Below are 24,139 nucleotides of genomic sequence, written 5' to 3'. Positions count from 1 at the left end.
GCCTATTCGGTGCGTCGCAGCAGGTCGATCAGGTCCTGCGACCAGAACCGGGCTGCGGTGTGCGTTCCATGGCCGCGCGTGTCTGCCGTCTCGGGGATCAGGCGGAAGCGGGCGTCCTTCATCCGCTTCACCGCGCGCTGCGGATAATCGAGACCGCGCGGGTTGATGAAATCGTCGGCCGAGTTCACCCACATGGTCGGCGCGGTGATCGCCTCCAGTCGCGGCCATGGATTATAGGTTCGTGAAGCGTCGATCTGGTAGATCAGGTCGTTCGCGTCGGTTCCCGCTATGGACGCGGCCACCCGTTCGCGCGCGAACGCCTCGGCCGCTTCCCGGCGGGGATATTGTGACTGGAAATAAAGCGGGGCGGCCCCTGCGACAAAGAGCAGGCTGGCGGCGGTGCGCAGTCCTTGGCTCGGCGGCGAACGATAGTCGCCACCCGACCATGCGGGGTCCGCCTGGATTCCGTCGATCGCCAGCTTGCGCCACATGCGGTTGAGACCGGCGATCTCGACCGGCTCGCACGCCAGCGGCATCAACGCGCGGGCAAAGTCGGGATGGTTCTCACCCCAGACCAGGCTGTGCATGCAGCCCATGGAGGTTCCCATGATCAGGCGCATCCGGCGGATGCCGAGCCCGTCATGCAACAGCCGATACTGCGCCTCGACCATGTCGTCATAATCGTAATGCGGGAACCGCATGCGCAGGCCGTCGGACGGCTTGGACGACTTGCCATGTCCGATCCCGTCGGGAAGAATGATCCAATAGCGCTTGATGTCGAGCGGCTGCCCCGGGCCATAGAGCGCATCTGCGAACTGCGGCGCCAGGAACTGCCGACCGGTGCCACCAGTACCGTGCAGCACCATGACGGCATTGTCGATCTCGCCCCGGGCGTTGCGGTGCGGCGACCCCAGCATGGTATAGTTGATCCGCAACGCCGGCGTGGTCTCGCCCGAGCGAAAGCGAAAATCGCGTATCGTGAACTGCGCATCCCGCGCGGGCCATTTGGAGACGGACGGCGCGGGCCTGCTCGCCGGGGTCAGTGGAGGCGCCTGAACCGGCGCGGCCTGGAGGAGCAGAAGCGGGAGGAGGGACAGCATGCCATATCGTCACGCCGGATCACCCGGCGCGCAAGCGGACATTTGCGTGTGGCCCGTGCTTGCCTGGGATATCGCCACGTCAGTCAAGTAAGGGTGTGGATCATGTCCAGTCGGCAAGCTTGCCCATGGTATTCCTCGGCAGGGCAGGGCCGAACGTCAGGTTGCGTGGCCTTTCCGGGACGGATAGCGACGCGGCCATGCTTTCCTCAATGACCTTGGCCAGTTCGGCGGGATCACGGCCGTCCCCCGGCACGACAAACGCCTTCAGGCGGTCATTGCCATGCAAGCGGACGGCGGCATCCGCCACGCCGTCGATGCGGCGAAGCGTCTCCGCCACATGGGTCAGGCTGACATTATGCCCCCCGATCTGTACGGCGCCGTCACGCCGCCCCGTGGGGCGGATGCGGCGTTCGCCGGTCCGATCGATGTGATCGGGCAGGGCGTATCGCGCGCCGCACCCGTCGGTCAGTTCCCAGTCGCCATCGCGTGGCAACAGGCTCCAGCGTGGCAGCAGGTCGTATTCTGTGGCCGGATGCTCGCGTATCGCGATCCCCCCGGTTTCGGACGATCCGTAGATATCGAACAATCCGGCAAGCCCTGCGGCGATCAGCGCATCGGCGAGCATGTCCTGCAACGGAGCGGCGGAGCTGACGCCGATGATATCGCCGGGAAACTGGCGGGTCAGCATGCGGATGGCCCGCCACTGATCGGGCACCGCCACGACAAGGTCGCCGGGCACGAGGTCGAGCGCGGTGCCGATCTCGCGCATGACCACCGGTACGCCTAGGGCATCGGGCAGCAGCGCGGTCCAGATCAGTCCATAGAGATGATGTGCGGGGACCAGGGCGACGATACGACGGCGGTCGGCCAGTCGCTGCGCGAAATATCCTGCTTCGTCGGCAAGGTCCGACAGGGGGTGGGTGCAGGAGACGGACGGACCGGTCGAACCCGATGTCTTGACGGTGATCCGGCTTCCGCCCGGCGGATGGCCTTGAATGACCCAGTCGACCCAGTCGCCGACGTATCGCGCGGGCCGGTCGGGCAGGGTCGCGTCGTCCAGGCCGAACACCTCCGCCAGTCCGCCCAGCGCGCTCAGCCGTTCGAGCGAGTCCAGCCCCAGTCCCTGGTCACCGATCGGCGTCGTATCTTCCCAGTCGGGCGAATTGGGAAGGTCCGCGTGGCGGAGACGGCGTATTTCGGCCGCGACCACGGCGGTCACAATTCGCCGGAAGGCCGGGCGTCCTATGATCGTCACGCAGCATGGGCCTGTGGACGACAGACCTGGTTCCGGCCACCGCGTTTGGCCGCGTAAAGGCGTTCGTCGGCCAGCTTGATCAGCCCGTCGATCGAACCATTGGCTTCGTCCAGCGCGGCACAGCCCAGGCTGGCGGTCGCCGTCAGTATGCCGAGCGGGGTTTCGATCTGCAGCGCGGCGATCGCCTCGCGCATTTCTTCCGCCAGGGCGAAGGCCTGATCACGATCGAAGCGTGGCAGCAGTGCGCCGAACTCCTCCCCGCCGAGCCGCGCGAAGATGCCGCGAGGGGGAAGCAGGGCGGTGCAGGTTTCGACGACGCGACACAGCAGCGCGTCGCCGATCGGATGGCCGTAGGTATCGTTGACGGCCTTGAAGTGATCCAGATCGACCACGACGAGCGAGAGCGACTGGCGCAATTCGCGCCACAGCACCTGCTCGCGTTCCATGACGTCGCCGAAATGGCGGCGGTTGGCGGCGCCCGTAAGATGGTCGCAGGTGAGGAGGCGGCGCAAATCCTCGGCCGCACCTTCGCGGCGCGGCACGTTGCGCAGGACCACCGAATAGCCGGACGGGCCACCCATCGCTTTGTCCGACTGCGCGACCACCAGGCGCTGGCACCAGTAGCGTTCGCCGTCGGCCCGCATCTGCCACCCCTCCTGAAGATGCCAGCCGTCCCGCCCGGCGATCTGGATCTGTTCGTTCAGGCGAAGGTCCCCGCCTTGGTCGGTTTCCTTCAGAACCTCGGCAAGGCCCCGCCCGACCGCCGCGTCCCAGGCATGGCCCGTCTGCCTGGTAAAACAGGTGTTGGCCGAGGTGATCATCCCATCGGGGCCGATCATCAGCGCGGCATAGTCGTGGACGCCGTCCAGCAGCGTGGCGAACCAGGTGTCGGCCTGGCGCAGCCTGTCCTCCTGGACGACCTGTTGGCTGATATCTGACAGCGTGGCCATCAGGCGATCCGGGCCCAGCTTTACGATGGTGCAGGCCAGGACCTTGGGCACCTGCGCCCGGCGGTCGCGTCCCAGGTCGACGAAGATGCGATGGCCATCGCATATCCGGCCCGTCGAGGATGCATAGGCCGCGACCAGGCTGCGCAGCTCGGGGGCATGCTGTTCCAGGGTGGTGAACAGGTTGCCCGCATCGCGCCCGCCCGCCAGCGGCAGCAGGTGCTGCATCGCGTGCGGGTTCATCAGGCCGATGTCGCCGACCAGATTGCACTCGATCAGGCCGACCGGGCATGCGTACAGGAATTCGAGGAGCTGCTCTTCGCTGGACTTTTCACTCACGGGAGCTTCCTCACCGTTCGATCAGGACGTAGCGGCATGGTACTTCGGGGGCCGCGAGGAGGCGGAGGCGGACCTTGGTCGGGCGCATGCGGAGCGTCAGCACATAAGGAATGATCTCGTCGATCGACGGCTCGTCCTCGAAACGCTGGGCGACCAGGAAGTTGTTCATGCACTGGGCCACGGCGTCGAAAAACGGAACGCCGATTACCGTCGACGGGTCCAGCCCGGACATGTGCGCTTCGGTGGCGTTGTACACCCGGACGATCGTGTCCGCGCCAATGCCTACCACGCCGAACGGCAGAGTGTCGCGATCTGTCCCGTTCATCCGTTCCAGGTCGTTCAGGGTAACGGTTTCGAAACTCGGTTCTTCGATCGACAAGGGGCAACTCCTCCAATTGGGCCGCTATGGACCCTAAGGAGTTAAACATAGGATAAAAATGACGTCAGCCTAGGGCTTTGCGCGACCCGAAGGATGCCGATATTGCATGGCGAAACCGGGCGGTATTCGGGATGCCGTCCCCGATCGGGCGCGCACCTTCGACCTTTGTCGGTCAGCCCCGTCGCCTGAGGCCGATCGTGATGCGGTGAAATCCGCAGGGCAGGGACGTCGAATGGCACTGGCGCCTGACGGCTGCGCTGTCCTACGCCTTTGTCGATGGATTTGTCTCTGGGGCGACCTCGCAATGACCCGCGCGGATTTAATGACGATCTCCAGCAATGCGGGGTGGTGACGTGACGGAAGCGGCCGAGCAGGGCGATCTTCACCGCCAGTTGACCTCGGGTCAGCTGGCGATGATCGCGATCGGCGGCGCGATCGGTACGGGCCTGTTCCTGGGCAGCGGCCTGGCGATCGGCCTTGCCGGACCTGCGGTGCTGATCAGCTATGCCATTGGCGGGGTTATTGCCCTCCTGCTGATGGGGTGTCTGGCCGAGATGACCGTCGCGCACCCGACCAGTGGATCGTTCGGCGATCTGGCCGAGCATTATCTCGGCCCATGGGCCGGGTTCGTCGTACGCTATGCCTATTGGTCGGCGCTGGTGCTGGCGGTCGGCACCGAACTGACAGCGGTTGCGATCTACATGCAGTTCTGGTTGCCGACGATGCCCGGCTGGATATGGATGCTGCTGTTCGGCACCGCATTGCTGCTGGTGAACGCGGCCAGCGTCGGCCTGTTCGGCACCGTCGAATATATCTTCTCCGCGATCAAGATCGTCGCGATCCTCGGTTTTCTGCTCCTCGGCTCGCTGGTGGTCGCGCGGGCGCCGGCCGGATCGGCGATCGGCCTGGCGAATTACGTGTCCCATGGCGGTTTCCTGCCGCATGGGCTGGGCGGCCTTTGGAGTGCGGTCATCGTCTCCATTTTCAGCTATCTCAGCATCGAGATGATCGCCGTCGCGGCGGGCGAGGCCGTCGATCCCGAACGGGCGATCGTGCGGGCGTTTCGCGCCACGATGCTGCGGCTGGCGATCTTCTATCTCGGCACGCTGGCGTTGATGCTCGCGATCGTGCCTTGGACGCAGGCCGGTACGGCATCGAGCCCGTTCGTCGCCGTGATGCTCGCGATCGGCATTCCGGGCGGGGCCGGTCTGCTCAACGCCGTGGTTCTGATCGCCGCGCTGTCGGCGATGAACAGCCAGCTCTACACCGCGACGCGCATGATGTTCAGCCTTGCGCGGGCGCGGCAGGCACCCCGGCGCCTGGGTCGGGTGAGCCCCGCAGGGGTGCCGCTCATGGCGCTGCTCGCATCCGCATTGGGTATCGCACCGGCGACGCTGCTGTACCTGTTCGAGCCGCAGCGGGCTTTCGGCATCATGATCGGCATCTCTGCATTCGGTGCGATGTTCGCCTGGATGATGATCTTCCTGACGCACCTCGCCTTCCGCAGGCGCTCAGGCGCTGGCGAGCATGGATTTCGCATGTGGGGCTATCCCTTCACCAGCATTGCCGGTGCGGTGGCGATGGCGGCCATCCTGCTTTCCACGCCCTTCACCGGCCCGTTCGCATCGACCTTGCTTTATGGTGTTCCGTTTCTGGTGCTTTTGTCGCTGAGCTATCTCTTCGTCAGGCGGACAATCCCCGGCAACCTGCCCCGCGAATGACCCTCCGCTTTCGGGAGATCATCGTTCATGGGAACAGCCGCTTGCCGCTATCTGGGGCGGCGTGGCGGCCGTCGCTGACCCTTGCTCGTGTGCGCATCGTTGCCATCATGCGCGGGAAGTAGCGGTCACTCACGATGTTCCTTGATACGTGTCCCGGCATCGTCCATCGCCTCGGCATTCAGGCGTGCACCGAGCAGCAGCGCCCAGGCGGACATCATCAGCCACAGCATCAGGACGACCGCGGCCGCCAGTGAGCCATAGGTGTCGTCGAACCGCGCGACATGGGCGACATAAGCGCGGAAGAGGATGGTCGAGGCGAGCCACATCGTCACGCCAGCGATTGTCCCCGGCAACGCGTCACGCCACGCGATCGCCTCTTCGGCGGCCGAGCCATAACGATAGACCAGGATCAGACCGGCCCCCGCTCCCAAAGTGAGCGACCCGAACAGCGTCAGGGTCGAGACAAGCCGCGCGCCGGGCAGGCCGTCGGGCACATAGCTTTGCAGGAAGGCCAGCACTGACAGCGAGGCGAGGGCGGTCAGCACGAGCGCCGCGCAGCCCAGCGCCAGTAGCGTGGATACAAGCTGCCGCCGCAGACCGCGCCGCTCGACTTCGATACGATAGGCCAGGTTGATGCCGTGCAGAAGCGACCGCCCGGCACGCCGCGCACTGAACACCGCAATGCCGACCGACACCAGCAGCGTCGCGATCGAGGCGCGGTCGATGTTGAGCGCGTTGTGCAATCCCCGGATCACGATCTGTCGCGCCTCGAGCGGCATGATCGCGGTCAGCGTCGCCAGATTGCGCGCGACCGTCGCGGGCGGCACGAACAGGCTATAGGCAAGGGTGATCATGCCGACCAGCGGGACGATGGCCAGAAAGGCCGCGAAGGCGATCGAGCTGGCGGCGATGCCGAAATCGTCGCACAGGCCGCTGCGGACCGTTCGGAACGACAACATGGCCCATCGCAGCAAATGCGACGAAAACCTGGTCCGGCCCCTGCCGGCAAGCAGCCGGATAGCCCATGCCATGTCGCGATACCCCCGTTCGATCCCGATGCCCTCAACCGGGTGTATAGGGCCGTAACGATCGTCTTCGCTTTCGGTGGCATCGACACCCGAAACGAATAGGCAGCGCGGTCATCTGGGGGCAGGGGACGGATGCCGCAACGGCTTTCGGCAGTGGCCTACACTCGCCCGGCTATATCCCGCAGGGCGGCAACCAGGCGGTCGATATCGGCCATGCTGGTAAACAGGAACGGCGTCACCCGGACGCAGGCGCCCTTGGCCACGCCGGTCCGGTGCACCGTGAAGATACGATGCCGTTCGAGCAGTTGCCGGGTAATGGCGGCATTGGCCTCCGGGCTGGTGGCGCCGTTTAGGCGAAACGACGTGATGGCGCCGTGCATCGCGGGGTCATCGGGCGTCAGTACCTCCAGACCCGGAATGGCGCGAGCCTGCCGAACCCAGTGGTCGCGCAAGGCCCGCAGCCGCGCGGCGCGGGCCGCACGGTCGATTCGCTGCTGAAAGGCGAGCGCGGCGGGGGCGGTGAGCCAGGCGGCATAGTCGAGCGTCCCCGTATGGACACGCGCCATGACGGTGTCGGGCCCGTCGGTCGGCTCGGCCGGATCGCGATCGATGCGGGCGAGCGCGGCTTTGCGGATATGAAGGATGCCCAGGCCGAGCGGCGTGCCCAGCCATTTGTGGCCGTTCAACCCGACGAAATCGCAATCGAGATCGGGCAGCGCGAAGTCGAGCTGCTGCCAGCTATGCGCTGCGTCGACGATCACGTCGATGCCGCGCGCGCGCCATGGCGGCGATTTCCCGCACCGGAATGACCAGCCCCGTCCGGTGGCTGAGATGAGTGAGCAGGATCAGCTTCGGCCGGGGTTCGTCGGCCATGACTTGCGCATAGGCGTCGATCACGTTGGCACGGGTCGCCGGTTCGGGCAGGGCGATACGGCGGACCCGGACGCCGCGACGCCGGGCCAGGCTGTCCATGCACGCCTGCATGCTGTCATAATCGAGATCGGCATACAGGATCGTGTCGCCCGCGCTGAGGCGATTATAGCCGAGGATCAAGGCCTTCAACGCCTCGGTCGCGTTGCGCGTGAAGGCGATCTCGTCGGCGGGCACGCCCAGCTCGCCGGCGATGGCGGTGCGCGCGGCGGCAAGGTCGGCCACCATCCCGCGCCGGGCATAATAGCTTGTGTCGCGGTTCACCCGCGCGACGGCCTGTTCATAGGCGGCCCGGACCGGGCGTGCCATCGGCCCCCAATTCCCGTTTTCCAGCTGTATGACGTCCGCCGGAACGTCATATTCACCGGCCACCCTTGCCCAGAAGCCCTCGTCGTCGGCCGCCGGGTGCGCCAATGGCTCGGCGCGCGTCGTCAGGGGCAGGGTGGCGGCCATCCCGCCCGCCAGCAACGCGCGCCGATCGATCATCAGAAGCTCACCCCGAGCCGAACGTAATAACGGCCGCCATCGGTATCGTAGGGGGCGTTGCGCGAATAGATCAGACCGCGATTGGCCTGGTTGGTCGCCTCGGCCGGATAGGTGCCGAAGACGTTCTCCGCCCCGCCCCGGATCGAGATATTGGGCGTCATTCGGTAAGTGAGCGATGCGTCGAACAGCGCGATGCCGCCGAACCGCTGGAACAGCTCGCCGGTCGCATTGCCGGTCACGTCGGTCCACGGCCCGTAATAGCGACCGCGCAGCATCACGCCCACGGGGCCGATGTCGTAACCCAGCGTGCCGGTCGCATTATGCTGCGGCAGGCGTTCCTGGAAGATGCGCCGCTGCGTATCGTTGGCGATCGCCGCGCTGTTGCCGCTGCGCACCGTGGTGCGGTTGTAGTTATACGCCAGCGTGGCGCTGGCCCGGCCGGTGCCGAGCGACCGGGCATAGCTCACCACGACGTCGACGCCCCGCGTGCGGGTGTTGAAGTCGTTGGTGAAGTAGCTGATCGACGTGAAACGGTTAGGGTTGGGCAGGCTGGCTGGAATGGCGATCGTCGCCGACTGGCTGAAGCGATCGTCGACATCGATCTGATAGAGGTCGAGCGTCGCGCCGAGCCCGATATGCGTCTGCGCGACCAGGCCCGCGCTGATGTTGCGCGACGTCTCGGGACGCAGCGGTTTGGCGCCGAGCGCGACGGCCAGCGTATCGCTGGGGGCGAGGCGCCCCTGGTTGAACACCTGCAGCGTGCGGGTGTCGAGGCCCTGGCTCACCACGCGGGTGTTGAGCTGCGCCGGGGTCGGCGCGCGGAATCCGGTGGAATAGGTGCCGCGCAGCGCCAGCCATTCGACCGGTTCGACCCGGCCGGAGAATTTATAGGTGAATTTGTCGCCGAAGCTGGAGAAATCCTCATAACGCCCCGCCGCGCCCAGCGTCAGCATCGTGATCGGATGCCAGGCGAGGTCGACGTAACCGGCATTGCTCGTCTGCTGGAAATTGCCCGCCTGTTGCGGACCGAAGCCGGGGAAGCCGTTGGAATTGGGGGCGAGGCCCGTCGCCGCCCCCGCACCGATCGCATAGGAGGCGGGGTCGCCGACGCCGACCGCATAACGCTCGATCCGCCGTTCGCCGCCAAAGGCGATGTTGAGCGGTTCCACGCCGCCCACAGGCAGGCGATAGACGAAGTCGGCGTTCAGGTTCGTCTCGCGCTGCGTCAGGCGGCCGAGATAGAAGCTGGTCGGGCTGGCGGGCCCGAGCGAGGCGTTGAGGGTCTGCGAGATCGTATAGTCGATGCGGCTGCGCCCGGCCGAGGCGCTGAGGTCGTAGCTCAGCGCGTCCGACAGGTTGCCCCGCAGCCCGCTGACGAGTTGCAGGTCGGCGAATTGCGTACCGAAACGCGGCGTGAAGCCCGCCGGATAGATGCTGCGAAAGGTGAAGCCGGGAAAGGCGCTGCTGGCGTTGTAGACGCTGCCGGTGTTGCTGGGGTTGCGCCAGTTGAAGTCGGTCAGCCCCTCACCCTGCTGCACCGTGCCGAAAGCATAGACGGTCGCCGCATCGGCCAGGTCATAGTGCATGTCGACCGCACCGCGCACGCGCTCCTCGTCGGGCTGGCCCCAGCGCTGGACCGGATTGGGAACGGCGAGCGTCGGATTTGCCGCCTGGAAGGCGATGGCGTCGGGGCGCTGGCGGGTGCGTGAGGTCGCTTCGCCATGCTCGAACTGGCCGGTGAAGACGATGGCGCCCTTGTCGTCCAGCGCGATGCCGCCGCGTGCGCCGGACTGATAGTTGTTGCCGTCACCGGCATAATATTGGCTGAACTGGCCATAGGCTTCCATCCCCGGCTGGTCGTCCAGGATGATGTTGACGACGCCCGCGATCGCGTCGGAGCCGTATTGCGCCGACGCGCCGTCACGCAGCACCTCGATACGCTTGATCGCGAGGGCAGGGATGCTGGCCAGGTCGGGCGCCTGCGCACCACGTGTGCCGAGCAGCGCCGAGCGGTGATAGCGCTTGCCGTTGACGAGGACGAGCGTCTGGTCGGCGGACAGGCCGCGCAGCGTCGCCGGGCGAACGAACGCCTGGCCGTCCGCCGCGGGCAACCGCTGGACGTTGAAGGAGGGCAGAAGCTGGGCTAGCGCGGTGTTGAGGTCGCCCGACGCGCTGGACCGTATCAACGCCTCCGGCAGCACGTCGACGGGCGCGAGCGTGTCGAACTGGGTACGCCCCCGCTCGCGCGTGCCGGTGACGACGACATCGTCGCCTGTCGGCGCATCCGCCACCGTCTGGTCGGACCCGGAAGCCGCAGGCGACACGGCGTTCTGCGCGAAGACCGCAGGCGCGAACAGGATTTGCAACGCCACGACGGCGCTGGCTGTAGCGAATTTCATGATGGTGCTTTCCCCCCAGGGGCCGCTCTTCCCGGCTCCCGTGGGCGGCGCGCTAAAAGGGTTTCGTGACACTGTGACTTCGATTTCGAGTCACTGCCGTGTCGGAAATGTGAAGATCGTCAGTCAGCATCAGCGGTCGGATCGCGTGACCATTCCTTCCCTCGCAGGGGAGGTGGCGGGCCGCACGCCTGACGGAGGGGTGCCGTAGGCCGAGAGGTTGGACTTAACCGACGACCAATGACACCCCTCCACCGTGCTTCGGATGGTCTTGCAGGCGGGAAAAGCGCCGCATCACGGACGGGCGCAGTCGATCAGGCAGGCGATCAGCGTGTCGCTGCCGGGCTTCACATTTTCCTGATGCAGCGTTCTGGCGCAGACCGAGCCCAGCGAGATGATCATGAACGCCTGGGCCAGCTTGCGATGCTCGTCATTGATCGAGTCGCTTCCCATCAGGCCCGCAAAGGCACGGCTGATATTTTCGAACGCCCGCTCGCGCACGTCCAGGAAGATCGCCCTGATCCGATCGTTGCGGGCCGCCTCCGCCGCGATTTCCAAGAACAGGCGATCGCTGGCATCGTCCTTGCGGCACGGGTTTCCGACCAGCCAGGCGATGATCCCGTCGCGGTCCTTTGTCGACAATGCGGCGTTGAGCGTATTCTGGTCAGCGATGCGTTCGCAATCCGCCGCCACGATGGCGGCGATGATGTCCTCTTTCGATGGAAAGTCGCGGTACAGCTGCTGCACGGCGACGCCCGATTCCTTGGCGATCGCGGCGATGCCGGTGGCGTGAAAGCCATTCTCCACAAACAGGCGACGCGCTACCTCCTTGATATTGCACCGACGCAACTCCGCGCGGGTGGGAAGCGAGCACTTGGTATTCGACACGACGGAACCTCTCTCAAGCATGTTGACGCACTCGAATGGCGGGTCTAACGACGTGCTTTGTGAGTGATCGCTCTCATACAATTTAGCAAGCGGGAAATGATATGTCTTCCAATCGGCTTATGGGTCGTGTGTTGGCATCGGCCGCCCTGCTGGCCCTGGCCGCTTGCGGCAGCGGTGGCAGGCAGCAGCAGCAGCAGGCGCAGGGACCGGCACCGGTCGCTTATGTGGTGGCCAAGGAACAGCCTGTCACCCTGACGACCGAATTGCCGGGCCGGACGGCCGCCTTCGAAACCTCGGACGTCCGCCCCCAGGTCAATGGCCTGATCACCCAGCGGCTGTTCGTCGAGGGAGACGTGGTTCGCGAAGGCCAGCCGCTCTATCGAATCGACCCGGCCCCGTATCAGGCCCAGGTGGCCAGCGCCCGCGCCGCGCTGACCCGCGCCCGCGCCAGCATCGCGTCCACCGCAGCACTCGCACGCCGTTACGGCGAGCTGGTCAAGATCAACGCGATCGCCCGCCAGGAGGTCGAGAACGCCCAGACCAGCGCGGACCAGGCCCGCGCCGATGTCGCCGCGCAGCAGGCCGCGCTGCGCACCGCCGAGATCGATCTGGCCCGCACCACCATCCGTGCGCCGATCACCGGCCGGATCGGCCGGTCGGTCTTCACCACCGGCGCGCTGGTCTCCGCCTCGCAGACGGGTGCGCTGGCGACCATCCAGCGGCTGGACCCCATCTATGTCGATATCCAGGAGCCCAGCGCCGAACTGCTGAAGCTGCGGCGGCAGATCATGAGCGGCCAGCTGACCCGCGACGGCAATGCCCGCGTCAAGCTGACGCTCGAGGATGGCAGCGAGTACGGGCCGCAGGGCACGTTGCGCTTCGCCGACGTTACCGTCGACCCGACCACGGGATCGCAGGTGATCCGCGCGCTGTTCCCCAATCCCAACGGCCTTTTGCTGCCCGGCATGTTCGTGCGCGCCTCGCTGGTCGAGGGGACGCGGGCCAACGCCATGCTGGTGCCGCAGCGCGCGGTCAGCCGCGACGAGAAGGGCCAGGCGACCGTGATGGTGATCGGTGCAGGCAACAAGGTCGAGGGTCGTACGCTCCAGACGGGCCGGTCGATCGGCGACAACTGGCTGGTAACCGGCGGCCTGAAGCCCGGCGACAAGATCATCGTCGAAGGCGGCATGATGCTGCGTCCCGGCATGCCCGTGCAGGGCAAGCCATGGGACCCCAATGCCAAGCCCGCCGGCGCACAGCCGCAAGCGGGCAAGCCCCAGGCTCAGGCCCAAGCACAGGCGAAGTAACCAGCCATGTCACGCTATTTCATCGATCGCCCGATCTTCGCCTATGTGCTGGCGGTGCTGGTCGTCATCGCCGGCCTGTTGTCGCTGCGCACGCTGCCGATCGCGCAGTTCCCGGCGATCGCGCCGCCCGCGGTGTCGATCACGGCCAATTATCCGGGTGCCGACGCCCAGACGCTGGAGAACACCACCACCCAGATCATCGAGCAGCAGATGAAGGGGATCGACCACCTTCGCTACTTCTCGTCCTCGTCTTCCTCGGCGGGCAGCGTGACGATCACGCTGACCTTCGAACAGGGGACCGATCCCGACATCGCGCAGGTGCAGGTCCAGAACAAGCTGCAGGCGGCGACCCCGCTTCTGCCGCAGGAGGTCCAGCGCCAGGGCATCATCGTCGCCAAGGCGACGCAGAATTTCCTGCTGTTCGTCGGTCTCTATTCCGAGAACGGCAAGCATAACGCCGACGACCTCGCCGACATCGTCGCCTCGCGGATTTCCGATCCGCTGTCGCGCGTCACCGGCGTCGGCGATACCCAGATCTTCGGGTCGCAATATGCGATGCGCATCTGGGTCGACCCGATCAAGCTGAACAATTATGCGCTGACCATGGCGGACGTGACCAATGCGGTCACGGCGCAGAACGCGCAGGTTTCGGCGGGCCAGATCGGCGCGCAGCCCGCGCCGAAGGAACAGATGCTCAACGCCACCGTCTCGGTGTCGTCGCGCCTGACCTCGCCCGAACAGTTCGCCAAGATCCGCCTGAAGAGCAACACCGACGGTTCGATCGTCCGGCTGAGCGACGTCGCGCGGGTCGAGATCGGCGCGGAAAACTATGCCTTCTCGGCGCAGTGGAACGGCAAGCCCGCCTCGGGCATCGGCATCAAGCTGGCGCCGGGCGCCAACGCGCTGGACACCGTCGTCGCGGTCAAGGAGCGGGTGAACGAGCTCGCCAAGACCTTCCCGTCGGACGTCAAGGTCATCTTCCCCTACGACACCTCGCCGTTCGTGCGCCTGTCGATCGAGCAGGTCATCGAGACGCTGGTCGAGGCGGTCGTGCTCGTCTTCCTCGTGATGTTCCTGTTCCTCCAGAATTTCCGCGCCACGCTGATCCCGACGATCGCGGTGCCGGTGGTGCTGACGGGCACGTTCGCGGTGCTGGCGGCGTTCGGCTATTCTATCAATACGCTGACCCTGTTCGGCATGGTGCTGGCCATCGGCCTGTTGGTTGATGACGCCATCGTCGTGGTCGAGAATGTCGAGCGGCTGATCACCACCGAGCATCTGTCGCCCAAGGAGGCGGCGCGAAAGTCGATGGACGAGATCACTGGCGCGCTGATCGGCATCGCCGCGGTGCTGTCCGCCGTGTTCCTGCCGATGGCTTTCTTCGGCGGATCGACCGGCGTCATCTATCGCCAGTTCTCGATCACCATCGTCTCGGCCATGGTGCTGTCGGTCGCGGTCGCGCTGATCCTGACGCCCGCGCTGTGCGCCACCATCCTGAAACCGCACGATCCCAACAAGGGCGAGGGCCATGGTCCGCTGGCGCGCTTCTTCCGCTGGTTCAACGACCGGTTCGACCGAGGTCGCGACCGGTATGAGAAGGGCGCACGCTCCACCGCGCGTCGCTGGGGCCGCTCGCTGATCGTCTATGCGCTGATCGTCGCGGGCATGGTGGTGCTGTTCGTGCGACTGCCCAGCGGCTTTCTTCCCGACGAGGATCAGGGCGTGATGATCGCGCTGGTCCAGGGACCGCCGGGCTCGACCACGGCGCGCACGCAGAAGGGCCTCGACCTGGTCCGCGATCACTTCCTGAGCGATGCGGGCGGTGCCATTCGCGGCGTCTACACGATCAACGGGTTCAGCTTTGCCGGGCAGGGCCAGAATAGCGGCATCGCCTTCATCCCGATGAAGGAATGGAAGGACCGACCCGGCGCGGAGAACAAGGCGCAGGCGATCGTCGGCCGGGCGATGGGTGCGTTCGCGCGCTACAGCGACGGCCTGATCTTCGCGATCATCCCGCCTGCCGTCCAGGAACTGGGCAACGCCACCGGCTTCGACATGCAGCTGGTCGACGAAGGCGGGATCGGCCACGACAAGTTGCTGGCCGCGCGCAACATGTTGCTCGGCATGGCGTCGCAGAACAAGGCGCTGGTCGGCGTGCGTCCCAACGCGCTCGACGATGCGCCGCAGCTGAAGGTCGATGTCGACCAGGACAAGGCGCGCGCGCTGGGCCTGGACCTGTCGACCGTCAACAACACGATCGCGACCGCCTGGGGCGGGTCCTATGTCAACGACTTCATCGACCGGGGCCGCGTGAAGCGCGTCTACATTCAGGCCGATGCCGCCTATCGCATGGCGCCCGAGGATATCGGCGACCTGTATGTGCGCGGGGACACCGGCACGATGGCGCCGTTCACCGCCTTCTCGTCGGTCGCCTGGAAGCAGGGGCCGATGCAGCTGACCCGCTATAACGGCCAGCCGTCGATGGAAATCCTGGGCCAGGCCGCACCGGGCGTTTCGTCCGGCGCCGCGATCAAGGCGATGGAGGAGATGCAGGCCAAGCTGCCGCCCGGCACCCGGCTCGACTGGACCGGCCTCAGCTATGAGGAACAGCTGTCCGGCGGTCAGGCACCCGCCCTTTACGGCCTGTCGCTGCTGATCGTCTTCCTGTGCCTTGCCGCGCTTTATGAAAGCTGGTCGGTGCCGGTCTCGGTCATGCTGGTCGTGCCGCTGGGTGTGGTCGGCGCGCTGCTCGCCGCGCTTCTGACGGGGTTGAACAACGACATCTATCTGCAGGTCGGCCTGATCACCACGATCGGCGTGTCGGCGAAGAACGCGATCCTGATCGTCGAATTCGCCGAGGAACGGATGCGCGAGGGGTATAATGCCTTCGACGCGGCGATCGAGGCGGCCAAGCTGCGCCTGCGGCCGATCCTGATGACCAGCCTCGCCTTCATCTTCGGCGTGTTCCCGCTGGCCATCGCCAATGGCGCGGGCGCGGGCGGGCAGAACGCCATCGGTCGCGCGGTGGTGGGCGGCATGTTGTCGGCGACGATCCTGGCGATCTTCTTCGTGCCGATGTTCTTCGTCGTCGTCATGCGCCTGTTCGATCGCGGAAAGGGTGACAAGCCCCAGGGCGACGTGCGTCATCCCGATGATGCACGGCCCGACCATGGCGAACCGGGCTCGCCATCCATGCCGCAGGGAGTTTGATCGATGATCCGTTCCAAATCCGCACTCGCCCTGCTGGCCGCCAGCGCGCTCGCCGGGTGCAATTTCGCCCCGAAATATATTCGCCCCGTGGGGGCCGTGCCGGCGACGCTGCCCCAGGACGGCATCTATCCGGCCGCGGCGTCCGACGCGCCCGACGTGACGAAGATCGGATGGCAGTCGTTCTTCACCGACGATCGCCTGCGCCGTACTATCGCGATGGGGCTGGAGAATAACCGCGACCTGCGCATCGCGGCGGCCAATGTGCTGCAGGCAAGGGCGCAGTACCGCATCCAGCGGGCCGATCTGGTCCCCTCGACGACCCTGTCGGGCTCCGCGACCTATACCAACAACATCCAGGGCGCGACTGGCGCGCTGGGCGGTGCGGCCGGTGGCGGCACCGGGACGGGTACGGGCGGGGGTACGGGAACCGGCACAGGTGCGGGGACCGGTGCCGGTACCGGCGGCGGCACCGGCCTGGGCGCCGGGGTCGGGGCTTCGTCACCCAACCTCGAATTCTACTCGGTCAATGCCGGTTTCTCGGCCTTCGAGCTCGACCTGTTCGGCCGCGTCCGCAATCTCAATCGCGCCGCGCTCGAGCAGTATTTCGCGACCGAGGAGGCCCAGCGCGCGACCCGTATCAGCCTGATCGCCGAGATCGCGACGGCGTGGCTGACCTATGCCTCCGATCAGGACCAGCTTCGCATCTCGCAGGAATCGCTGACCTCGTTCGGCAAGTCGCTCGAGTTGACGCGGGCGCAGTTCCGGATCGGCGTCGCCTCCGAACTGGAGGCGCGGCAGGCCGAAACCACCTATCAGGGCGCGCGCAACGACATCGCCGTCCTGAAGACGCGGGTGGCGCAGGACAAGAACGCGCTCGACCTCCTGGTCGGCGCGCCCGTGGTCGCCGAGCTGCTGCCCCAGGGGCTGGGCGATGGGAATGCGGCCTTGCCGCTGCTGCCCACCGGCCTGTCCTCCGAGATACTGTTGCGTCGGCCCGACGTCATCCAGGCCGAGCATCAGCTGATCGCGCAGAACGCCAATATCGGCGCGGCGCGCGCGGCGATGTTCCCCCGCATCTCGCTGACCGCCACGCTGGGCACGATCAGCACCGCGCTCAGCGGCCTCTTCGCGGGCGGCAGCTTCACCTATACGGGTGCACCGGCGGTATCGTTGCCGCTGTTCGACGGCGGGCGGCTGCGCGGCAATCTCGACGTCGCCCGCGCCCAGCAGCAGGCGGCCGTCTCGACCTACGAAAAGACGGTCCAGACCGCGTTCCGCGAGGTCGCCGATGCCCTGGCCCAGCGCGGCACCATCGACGAGCAGATCGCGGCCCAGACGGCACGGGTGGAAGCGGCGAATGTCGCTTTCAGAATTTCGGATGCGCGTTACCGCACGGGGGTCACGTCCTTCCTGACGACGCTCGACTCGCAGCGCACCGCCTATTCGGCGCAGCAGCTGCTGGTCACGACCCGGCTCAATCGCGAGAGCAATATGGTCGAGCTGTACCGGTCGCTGGGCGGCGGGCTGAATTAAGGACCAAACGACGTTCAGGCTGCCCCCCTTGAATTCCTCCGCTGCAAGGGGGAGGGGGGGGCATGGTGGCGGGGTGTCGAGGGTCGTGAGGTTTGACCAACCTCTCAAGGCCGGGACACCCCTCCGTCAGGCCTTCGGCCTGCCACCTCCCCTTACAGGGGAGGAATGAAGTCGATTTCGACTGGCCCTATGCGCCATGACCGGCGGTCCCAGCAGTCGGATCGGAGAACGTCCCGTCCCGTGGTTATGCGGCCCGCATGGCGGGGGACGCACGTAAATCATCGGAGCGATACGCCGGTGACCGGGATGCGGGAGCCGTATCCACGTTGAAGCGCATGACCGATGCCATCAGCGTCCCGCATTCCTGGGCGAGCAGGCTGGCTGCCGCGGTCGATTCCTCGACCATCGCGGCATTCTGCTGCGTGACCGAGTCGATTTCCCCAATCGCGATATTGACCTGGCCCAGGCTGTGCGCCTGCTGTTCGGATGAGCGGGCGATGACGTCGACGACGGTGCTGACGTCCGACACCTTGCCGATGATCCGGTGCAGCGCGTTACCGGTCTCGTCGACCAGCACGACGCCCGATTTGACATGCTCGATCGCCGACAGGATGCGTGCCTTGACGTCCGACGCAGCGGCGGCGGAACGCTGCGCCAGCGCGCGGACTTCGGAGGCGACGACCGCGAAGCCCTTGCCCGCATCGCCCGCGCGTGCCGCCTCGACACCCGCATTGAGTGCGAGCAGGTTGGTCTGGAACGCGATGCCGTCGATGACGGTGATGATGTCGACGATCTCGCGGCTGGCCTGGTCGATGCCGTTCATCGCCGCGATCGACTTGGTGACGATCTCGCCGCCCTTTTCGGCCTCGTCGCGCGCCTCGGTCACGGCGCGATTGGCCTGGCTTGCGCTGGCGGCGCCGTCGCGCACGCCCTGGGTGATCTCGCCCACGGCGGCCGCCGTTTCGCGCAGGCTCGCCGCCTGCTGCTCGCTGCGGGCCGAGAGATTGTCGGTCGCCTGACGGATTTCCTCGATGTTGGAGCGGATCGTGCCCGCACTGCCGCGCACGTCGCTGGTCAGGCCCGACAGGTTCTGGATCGCCCGGTTGAAGTCGGCCGCCAGCTCGTGGAACGACGGCGGCAGGCCGGTCAGGCGGACGGTCAGGTCCGCCTCCGACAGGCTGTGCAGGCCAGCGCCGATCGCCTGAAGGGCCTGGTCCCGCTCTTGATCGTCGCGGACCTTGGCCGTCGCGGCGTCGCGGAAGATGACGACGGCGCGGGCCATGTCGCCCAGTTCGTCGCCGCGCTCGCTGCCGGGCACCTCGATATCGTTGCGACCGCGCGCCAGTTCGGCCATCAGCCGGGTCAGGGCGGTCACCGGCCGAGCGATGCTGCGGCTGAGCAACATCTGGAAAGTGATGACGACGCCGATCAGCATCACGCCGCCCACGATCAGGGCGATGATGGCGGTGCTGATCGCGTGCTCCTGCGAGGCCGCGTTGCTGGCGATCGCGGCGGTTTCCTGTTCGCGAATGGCGCGAAGCGGCAAGACGATGTCGCTGGTCAGCACGGCCTTGCCCGCGTCGCGGACCGCCTGCTGCGCTTCGTCGCGTCGTCCGTCCTTGACCCAGCGGGTCAGCCGGTCGCTCCAGTCATGGCGCCACTTCGCCGTTTCGGCATGGGATTTGGCCACCAGCGCCAGTTCGGTCTGGTCGGTCAGCATCGCGGTCAGGTCGCGACTGGTGGTGTCGTAATCCTTGCGCGCTTCTTCATAGGATTTCAGGTAGCTTTTGTCGGCCGTGACCAGAAAGCCGCGCAACTGGCTGTTTTCGCGCAGGATCGACGTCTCCAGGGTCAGCGCCTTGGCATAGACGTCCTGGGCGTGGTTGTTCCGCTGCGTCGCGTTGCGGATTTCCCAGATGTTGGTGAAGAAGACGATCGTCATGATCGCGGCCGACAAGCTCACGATCAGGAACGACACGCCCAGCTTCTTGGGAATGTTCATGTTCGTCAGCATCATGAATTCTTCTCAACAGATCGGTCGGACGCCGATGTGCAAGGATCGACGAGTCCGTCGGTACGACCGGCGCTGGCCTGCAACGGCCTGTATCCTGGCGTGACGAGTACCAATTTCGACAGTGGCACTGTTATTGCCCGATGCTCGCTCGTCATGACCCCCCACGCAGAACTTCGTTTTGCTGGCTAAGTCGTAGATTTGCACCGTTAATTATGGATGAAGCCGCCAAATATTGTCCGCGACGGGGCAAATTTTAGACATCGAGCCATTCGATCCATGCGCCGTAAGGGTGGCAGTACGCCAGCACCCTGTCGCGGCCGTCCGGCCAAGAGCGCAGCCGCAGTTCGACGCGGTCGCGCGCAGCGTTCCATTCGAAGCCTATACAGGCAAAGGGCCGGGCTTCCGTCGCGGCTGCCCCGGCCTGTTGCAGGCTCGCCTCGATCGTCGCGCGGCTTGCGGTGCCCAGATATTGCAACACCATCGAATGCAGCACGACGCGGTGCCGATGATCGGCACCGGGCGCGGCAAGTCGGTCCGCCAGCCAGATCGCGGCATCGCCGGTATCGAGCCGGGGCGGATGCCGCCGTGCGATGTCCAGCGCGCGATCCAGGCGGCGGGCGCGGTCGGGCTGGTCGGCGAAGATGAAAGAGGCCAGTCGCTCGCAGGCCGCCGGGTCGTTTACGTCGAGCGGATGGAGATCGACGCCGCGTGTCTCCGCGACGGTCACGCTCGAAGCGGGCGGCGGCGGGCCGCGCCACTCGGGTGCGATCCGCACCGTCGAGGCCGCGTCGCCCGTGCGGACCCCGCCCAGCTCATAGGCGTAGCGTGCCAGATTGAGGTTCAACCCGGCGCTCGCCCCGATCTCGAACAGGTGGAACGGGTGGCCATGGTCCGTCGCCAGGACCATGAGCGCGGCGTGGAAGGCGGCGGCGCGGCCGATCTCGTTGGTTTGCGGAACGCGCAGCAGCCAGTCGACCAGGAATTCGTCATGGCTGGCCAGCGCCAGCGCGACCGCCTCGTCGAAACGGGCATTTTCTCCGGCGTAAAGGGCGGCAAGCTCGGGCTCCGCCCCGCGCCGGGCAAGAGCGTGCAGCGCGGCATTGATCCGCATGGCGATTGCCGACGAGGCGGCGGTGTCTCCCCATGACCGGATCAGTGCGGCGCTGAGCGGTGCCTTGTCCAGTTGTCGGTCCACCGCTGCCAGCAGATCGGCAACGAAGGGCGTGCCGATCGCCCGCATGACCTGGGACTGGCGGTGCAATTCACTCGGCAACCCAGCCGGTTCGTCCGAACCCAGACCCATGATTGTGGAACGCTCCGGCTGCATCGGTCGCCTATGAGACCGCGATAGGGACCATGGCAAGACGCATCGGGACGACGGGAAGGCCGTCCCGATGCGCTTTACCCCGGCGGGCGAAATCAGAAGTTGAAGTTCGCGCCGGCGCTGAAGTTACGACCGACGAGCCCTGCATAATGCCAGCTGCTCAGATAGTTCGGGTTGCTGGTATAGGCCCCTGCCGCCAGCGGAGCGCGGGCGTTGGTCAGGTTCTGGACGCTGAAGAAGAAGCGGAAGTCGTCGTTGACCCGCACGCCGATGTTCAGGTCCGTGTAGATGAACGGCCGCACATAGCACTGATTGTTATAATCCGTCGTGCGCGACACGACCGGTACCAGCGTGTTCTTGCACGACAGGTCGATCACGCCGTTCACCGGATCGATGCGGTCGGCCGCCACCTGCTTGATCCGCCCGACATAATAGGTCGTGGAGGTCAGCGAGAAGTTGCCGAACTCGATCGTGTTCTGCCAGTTGCCACGGATGCGCGGGGTGCCGCCGCCCGACGACAGCTCGTACGGCCCCAGCGTACCCGCATATTTCTGGACCACGCCCGCCGGGGTGACGAGGTCGAGGCGAAGGACGCGGGTCACGTCGACGCGGCTGATGAACTTCACGTCGTTCGTCAGGTGGACGACCGCATTGGCCTGCATGTCGATGCCCGAGCTGACCATGTAGTTGGCGTTGACGTAGGGCACGTCGAACACGAGCAGACGGGGCAGGGCGTTCGGGTTGATGGGATCCGGCGCGTCGATGACGTTGCACTTGTAACCAGGACCCACCTTCGCCAGCGCGGCGCAGGCGTCGGCCGTGTTGGTCTGGCCATAATAGGCCTTGATCGCTTCGGCGCGCAGCGGCCCGCTGACGATCAGGTTCGACTTGCGGATGTTGTAATAGTCGACCGTGAGGTTCAGCCAGGGCACCGGGTTCAGGATCGTTCCGACCGTGAAGCTGCGCGACACTTCCGGCAGGATGTCCGGATTGCCCTGTGCGCCGCTGCCGATGTTGTAGGTGGTGTTATAGGCCGGGTTGCCCGGATGCGCCGCGATGAAGCTGTCGGGCGGGGTGTAGGACGAGAAGCCCGAATAGCTGCTCGCCGGGTTGTATTCGGCGAAGGTCGGCGCGCGGAAGCCCTGCGAATAGGTCGCACGGAGCGAGAATTCGTGGACCGGCGTGAACTTGGCGCCGATCTTGGGCGAGAAGTGGCTATAGCCCTGCGAGTAATGGTCGTACCGGCCCGAAACGTTCAGGTCGAACGAACGCGCAAACGGCGCGTCGATTTCGAAGAACCCGGCGGTCACGGTCTGGGCACCCTGCGCGGACGAGGTGTTCAGGCCGTAATAGGACAGGTCGAAATTCTGGTTGCGGTTCATCAGCGTCTCGCGACGGACCTGGAAACCGGCGCCGACATTCAGGTCGCCGCCCGGCAACTTCATCAGCGACTTCAACAGCGAACCGCCGATCGTCGCGATCGTCGAATAGGACGGGGTCGTCCGCTCCGGCGAAATCTGGTTGCGGACGGCCTGCGTGTTCTGCTCCGGATTGACGAAGTTGTATGCGCCGGTGTTGACTGCGTTCAGCAGGCCCTGGATGTTGATGAAGCCGCGCTGCGTGACCGCGAAGTTGTCGCGGGCATAGACACCGTTCAGACGGAACTTGAAGCCGTCACCCAGATCGCCCGAAATGCCGCCGGTCGCGCGGAATACGTCGACATAACGGTGGCTGCCTGCCGGGATGTCACCGAACAGGTAATAGATACGCGCGGCGTTCTCCGCCGGGTTGGCGCCCGCCACCGCATAGGGATTGTTCGGGTTCAGGCGACGATCGGCCGCCGTCGCGCAGTTCACCCCCGCCGAGCAGACATACATGGGCAGCACGATGCCCGGGCTGCTCGAGGCCAGCGCGGCCGAGCCGCCGAACGGCTGGGTCTGGCGGATGCCCGCCGGGGTGCCGCGAATATCGACTTCGGAATGCGAATAGCTGCCGCTGGCAAAGGCCTCCCAGCCCTCGGCGATGCGGACGTTCAGGCGCGCCGTGGTCGAATAACGCTCCTGGCGCGGCTGGATGATCGAGTACTCGTCCGGCAGGTTGTGCTTGCAACCGATGCCCTGCGCCGCGCCCGAGGTCACGGTGAAGGTGCCGAAGGGGCAGGCATTCGGATTGAGCAGGCGATACTGGTTGGTCGGCGGCGAGCCGACCTGGCCCGACAGCGGGTTGTTCAGGTCGCTCTGCGACACGCGGGTGACGACGGCCTGCGGATTGGCTGCCAGCAGCGAGTCGTCGTTGCGGTTGCGGTCCAGCAGCCCGCTCGGGCTCAGGTCCAGCGTGTTGAAGGGATAGCCGCGAGAGTTGTTGGTGATGAACCCGTCATAGGTATACTCACCATTGACGTAGAAGTTGAAACCCTGTTCGCGATAGTCGCCGAAACCGGCGGTCAGCGTGGCGCGGTAGTGCGAACCATCGGCCTTTTCGGTGGTGCCGCCCTGGACCGAACCCGAAATACCCTGGACGTTCTTCTTGCTGATCAGGTTGACGACACCGCCGATCGCGTCCGCGCCGTACGTCGACGATGCGCCGTCCTTCAGCACTTCGATCCGCTCGATGGTGCTGAACGGGATCGAGTTCAGGTCGACATAGGCATTGTGGCCGTCATCGTTCAGCGGGAAGTTGGCCGAGCGCAGGCCGTCGATCAGCACGACGGTCGACGACACGCCCAGGCCGCGCAGCGACACCGCCGCGCCACCGGCCGAGAAACCGTTCTTGAAGCCGGTCGAGATCGACCCGGCGCTGTCGGCCGACACCGAGCGGATGGCCTCCTGCGCGGTCGTGATGTTCGCACGCTGGAGCACGTTCGAGCTGACCACGGTCACAGGCGAGATCGAGCTGGCGTTGGAATCGCGGAACAGCGTGCCGGTGACGACGACCGTGGTGTTTTCGCCCGAGACCGGGGCGGGTGCCGCCCGCTTGATCTGCACGTCCTGCGTGCCCTGATCCTGCGTGGTCAGCGTCTGCGGATCCGATGCGGCAGGGTCGATCGGTTCGGCCGTCGTGGCGGGTGCCGCCTGTTGTGCATAGGCCGGGGCGGACAGTGCGGTTAGTAGCGCTACCATCGAGATGCCGACGGGCAGTTTGCCAAATGTAGTTTTCGTCAAAGTCACGTAGATTTTCCCCCTCCGCGCAGTAGCGGCCACCGTTGCCGGTGTCCTGCGCGCCATCCCCTGGCGCTGCGCTAAGAGGCTCTTATTCCGCGCTAAGTTACCGAGCCGTTAAAGT

The 24,139-nt window shown here is 65.9% G+C and carries 14 protein-coding genes and 1 pseudogene; 4 read left to right on the top strand and 11 right to left on the bottom strand.

All coding sequences use genetic code 11. The features are described from left to right. Positions 1-2 precede the first annotated feature (2 nt). The 4 genes from SOM26_RS02870 to SOM26_RS02855 all read right to left on the bottom strand — a co-directional run bounded on the left by SOM26_RS02870 (position 3) and on the right by SOM26_RS02855 (position 4,020). Positions 3-1,100, bottom strand: coding sequence for an alpha/beta fold hydrolase (locus SOM26_RS02870; RefSeq protein ID WP_320451208.1), 1,098 nt, complete (start codon positions 1,098-1,100; stop codon positions 3-5). Between the two features lie 100 nt (positions 1,101-1,200). Next, on the bottom strand, positions 1,201-2,319 hold the full coding sequence (locus SOM26_RS02865; protein WP_320451207.1) for an acyl-CoA synthetase: 1,119 nt from the start codon (positions 2,317-2,319) through the stop codon (positions 1,201-1,203). Between the two features lie 32 nt (positions 2,320-2,351). After that, positions 2,352-3,641, bottom strand: a complete 1,290-nt coding sequence (locus SOM26_RS02860) for a sensor domain-containing diguanylate cyclase (protein WP_320451206.1) — start codon at positions 3,639-3,641, stop codon at positions 2,352-2,354. A 10-nt stretch (positions 3,642-3,651) separates the two neighbouring features. Next, positions 3,652-4,020 carry a phosphonate transporter gene (locus SOM26_RS02855; protein ID WP_320451205.1) on the bottom strand — a complete coding sequence of 123 codons (369 nt, stop codon included), beginning with the start codon at positions 4,018-4,020 and terminating at the stop codon, positions 3,652-3,654. A gap of 353 nt (positions 4,021-4,373) precedes the next feature. Here SOM26_RS02855 and SOM26_RS02850 point away from each other — a divergent pair, with 353 nt between their 5' ends. After that, the gene (locus SOM26_RS02850; RefSeq protein ID WP_320451204.1) at positions 4,374-5,741 is read left to right on the top strand and encodes an amino acid permease; all 1,368 of its coding nucleotides are present in this window, start codon (positions 4,374-4,376) and stop codon (positions 5,739-5,741) included. A 125-nt stretch (positions 5,742-5,866) separates the two neighbouring features. Here the strand turns inward: SOM26_RS02850 and SOM26_RS02845 are convergent, their stop codons facing one another. The 4 genes and pseudogenes from SOM26_RS02845 to SOM26_RS02830 form a co-directional block, all read right to left on the bottom strand. Further along, on the bottom strand, positions 5,867-6,715 hold the full coding sequence (locus SOM26_RS02845) for a YihY/virulence factor BrkB family protein (RefSeq protein WP_320451203.1): 849 nt from the start codon (positions 6,713-6,715) through the stop codon (positions 5,867-5,869). Positions 6,716-6,927: 212 nt separating this feature from the next. Beyond that, positions 6,928-8,185: pseudogene (locus SOM26_RS02840) on the bottom strand (aminotransferase class V-fold PLP-dependent enzyme). Continuing rightward, entirely contained in the window at positions 8,185-10,584 is a 2,400-nt protein-coding gene (locus tag SOM26_RS02835; protein WP_320451202.1) for a TonB-dependent receptor plug domain-containing protein, read from the bottom strand. Before SOM26_RS02835 ends, SOM26_RS02840 begins: the two are co-directional and overlap by 1 nt. Positions 10,585-10,875: 291 nt before the next feature. Beyond that, on the bottom strand, positions 10,876-11,469 hold the full coding sequence (locus SOM26_RS02830) for a TetR/AcrR family transcriptional regulator (protein WP_320451201.1): 594 nt from the start codon (positions 11,467-11,469) through the stop codon (positions 10,876-10,878). A gap of 101 nt (positions 11,470-11,570) precedes the next feature. Here SOM26_RS02830 and SOM26_RS02825 point away from each other — a divergent pair, with 101 nt between their 5' ends. From SOM26_RS02825 to SOM26_RS02815, 3 genes are read left to right on the top strand one after another with little or no spacing between them, the layout of a single operon-like run. Continuing rightward, entirely contained in the window at positions 11,571-12,776 is a 1,206-nt protein-coding gene (locus SOM26_RS02825; protein WP_320451200.1) for an efflux RND transporter periplasmic adaptor subunit, read from the top strand. A 6-nt stretch (positions 12,777-12,782) separates the two neighbouring features. Beyond that, entirely contained in the window at positions 12,783-15,986 is a 3,204-nt protein-coding gene (locus tag SOM26_RS02820) for an efflux RND transporter permease subunit (protein WP_320451199.1), read from the top strand. Between the two features lie 3 nt (positions 15,987-15,989). Next, on the top strand, positions 15,990-17,519 hold the full coding sequence (locus SOM26_RS02815) for an efflux transporter outer membrane subunit (protein WP_320451198.1): 1,530 nt from the start codon (positions 15,990-15,992) through the stop codon (positions 17,517-17,519). 244 nt (positions 17,520-17,763) lie between these two features. Here the strand turns inward: SOM26_RS02815 and SOM26_RS02810 are convergent, their stop codons facing one another. The 3 genes from SOM26_RS02810 to SOM26_RS02800 all read right to left on the bottom strand — a co-directional run bounded on the left by SOM26_RS02810 (position 17,764) and on the right by SOM26_RS02800 (position 23,976). Continuing rightward, positions 17,764-19,536 (bottom strand): HAMP domain-containing methyl-accepting chemotaxis protein, encoded by a 1,773-nt coding sequence (locus SOM26_RS02810; protein ID WP_320451197.1) that lies wholly within the window; start codon positions 19,534-19,536, stop codon positions 17,764-17,766. A gap of 250 nt (positions 19,537-19,786) precedes the next feature. Then, complete coding sequence (locus SOM26_RS02805; RefSeq protein WP_320451196.1) at positions 19,787-20,794, bottom strand: DUF2332 domain-containing protein; 1,008 nt, start codon at positions 20,792-20,794, stop codon at positions 19,787-19,789. Between the two features lie 158 nt (positions 20,795-20,952). Further along, positions 20,953-23,976, bottom strand: a complete 3,024-nt coding sequence (locus SOM26_RS02800) for a TonB-dependent receptor domain-containing protein (RefSeq protein ID WP_414712007.1) — start codon at positions 23,974-23,976, stop codon at positions 20,953-20,955. Positions 23,977-24,139: the final 163 nt, after the last annotated feature.

This window comes from Sphingomonas sp. CFBP8993, from assembly GCF_034044895.1.
In the GTDB taxonomy this organism is placed as follows: domain Bacteria; phylum Pseudomonadota; class Alphaproteobacteria; order Sphingomonadales; family Sphingomonadaceae; genus Sphingomonas.
This window is presented reverse-complemented; position numbering and strand designations above follow the sequence as displayed.

What these genes read in the sequence shown, in the direction of transcription:
- SOM26_RS02835 (WP_320451202.1), bottom strand. Translation starts at nt 10,584, where the DNA reads ATGAAATTCGCTACAGCCAGCGCCGTCGTGGCGTTGCAAATCCTGTTC.
- SOM26_RS02800 (WP_414712007.1), bottom strand. Translation starts at nt 23,976, where the DNA reads ATGGTAGCGCTACTAACCGCACTGTCCGCCCCGGCCTATGCACAACAG.
- SOM26_RS02810 (WP_320451197.1), bottom strand. Translation starts at nt 19,536, where the DNA reads ATGATGCTGACGAACATGAACATTCCCAAGAAGCTGGGCGTGTCGTTC.
- SOM26_RS02825 (WP_320451200.1), top strand. Translation starts at nt 11,571, where the DNA reads ATGTCTTCCAATCGGCTTATGGGTCGTGTGTTGGCATCGGCCGCCCTG.
- SOM26_RS02815 (WP_320451198.1), top strand. Translation starts at nt 15,990, where the DNA reads ATGATCCGTTCCAAATCCGCACTCGCCCTGCTGGCCGCCAGCGCGCTC.
- SOM26_RS02820 (WP_320451199.1), top strand. Translation starts at nt 12,783, where the DNA reads ATGTCACGCTATTTCATCGATCGCCCGATCTTCGCCTATGTGCTGGCG.
- SOM26_RS02870 (WP_320451208.1), bottom strand. Translation starts at nt 1,100, where the DNA reads ATGCTGTCCCTCCTCCCGCTTCTGCTCCTCCAGGCCGCGCCGGTTCAG.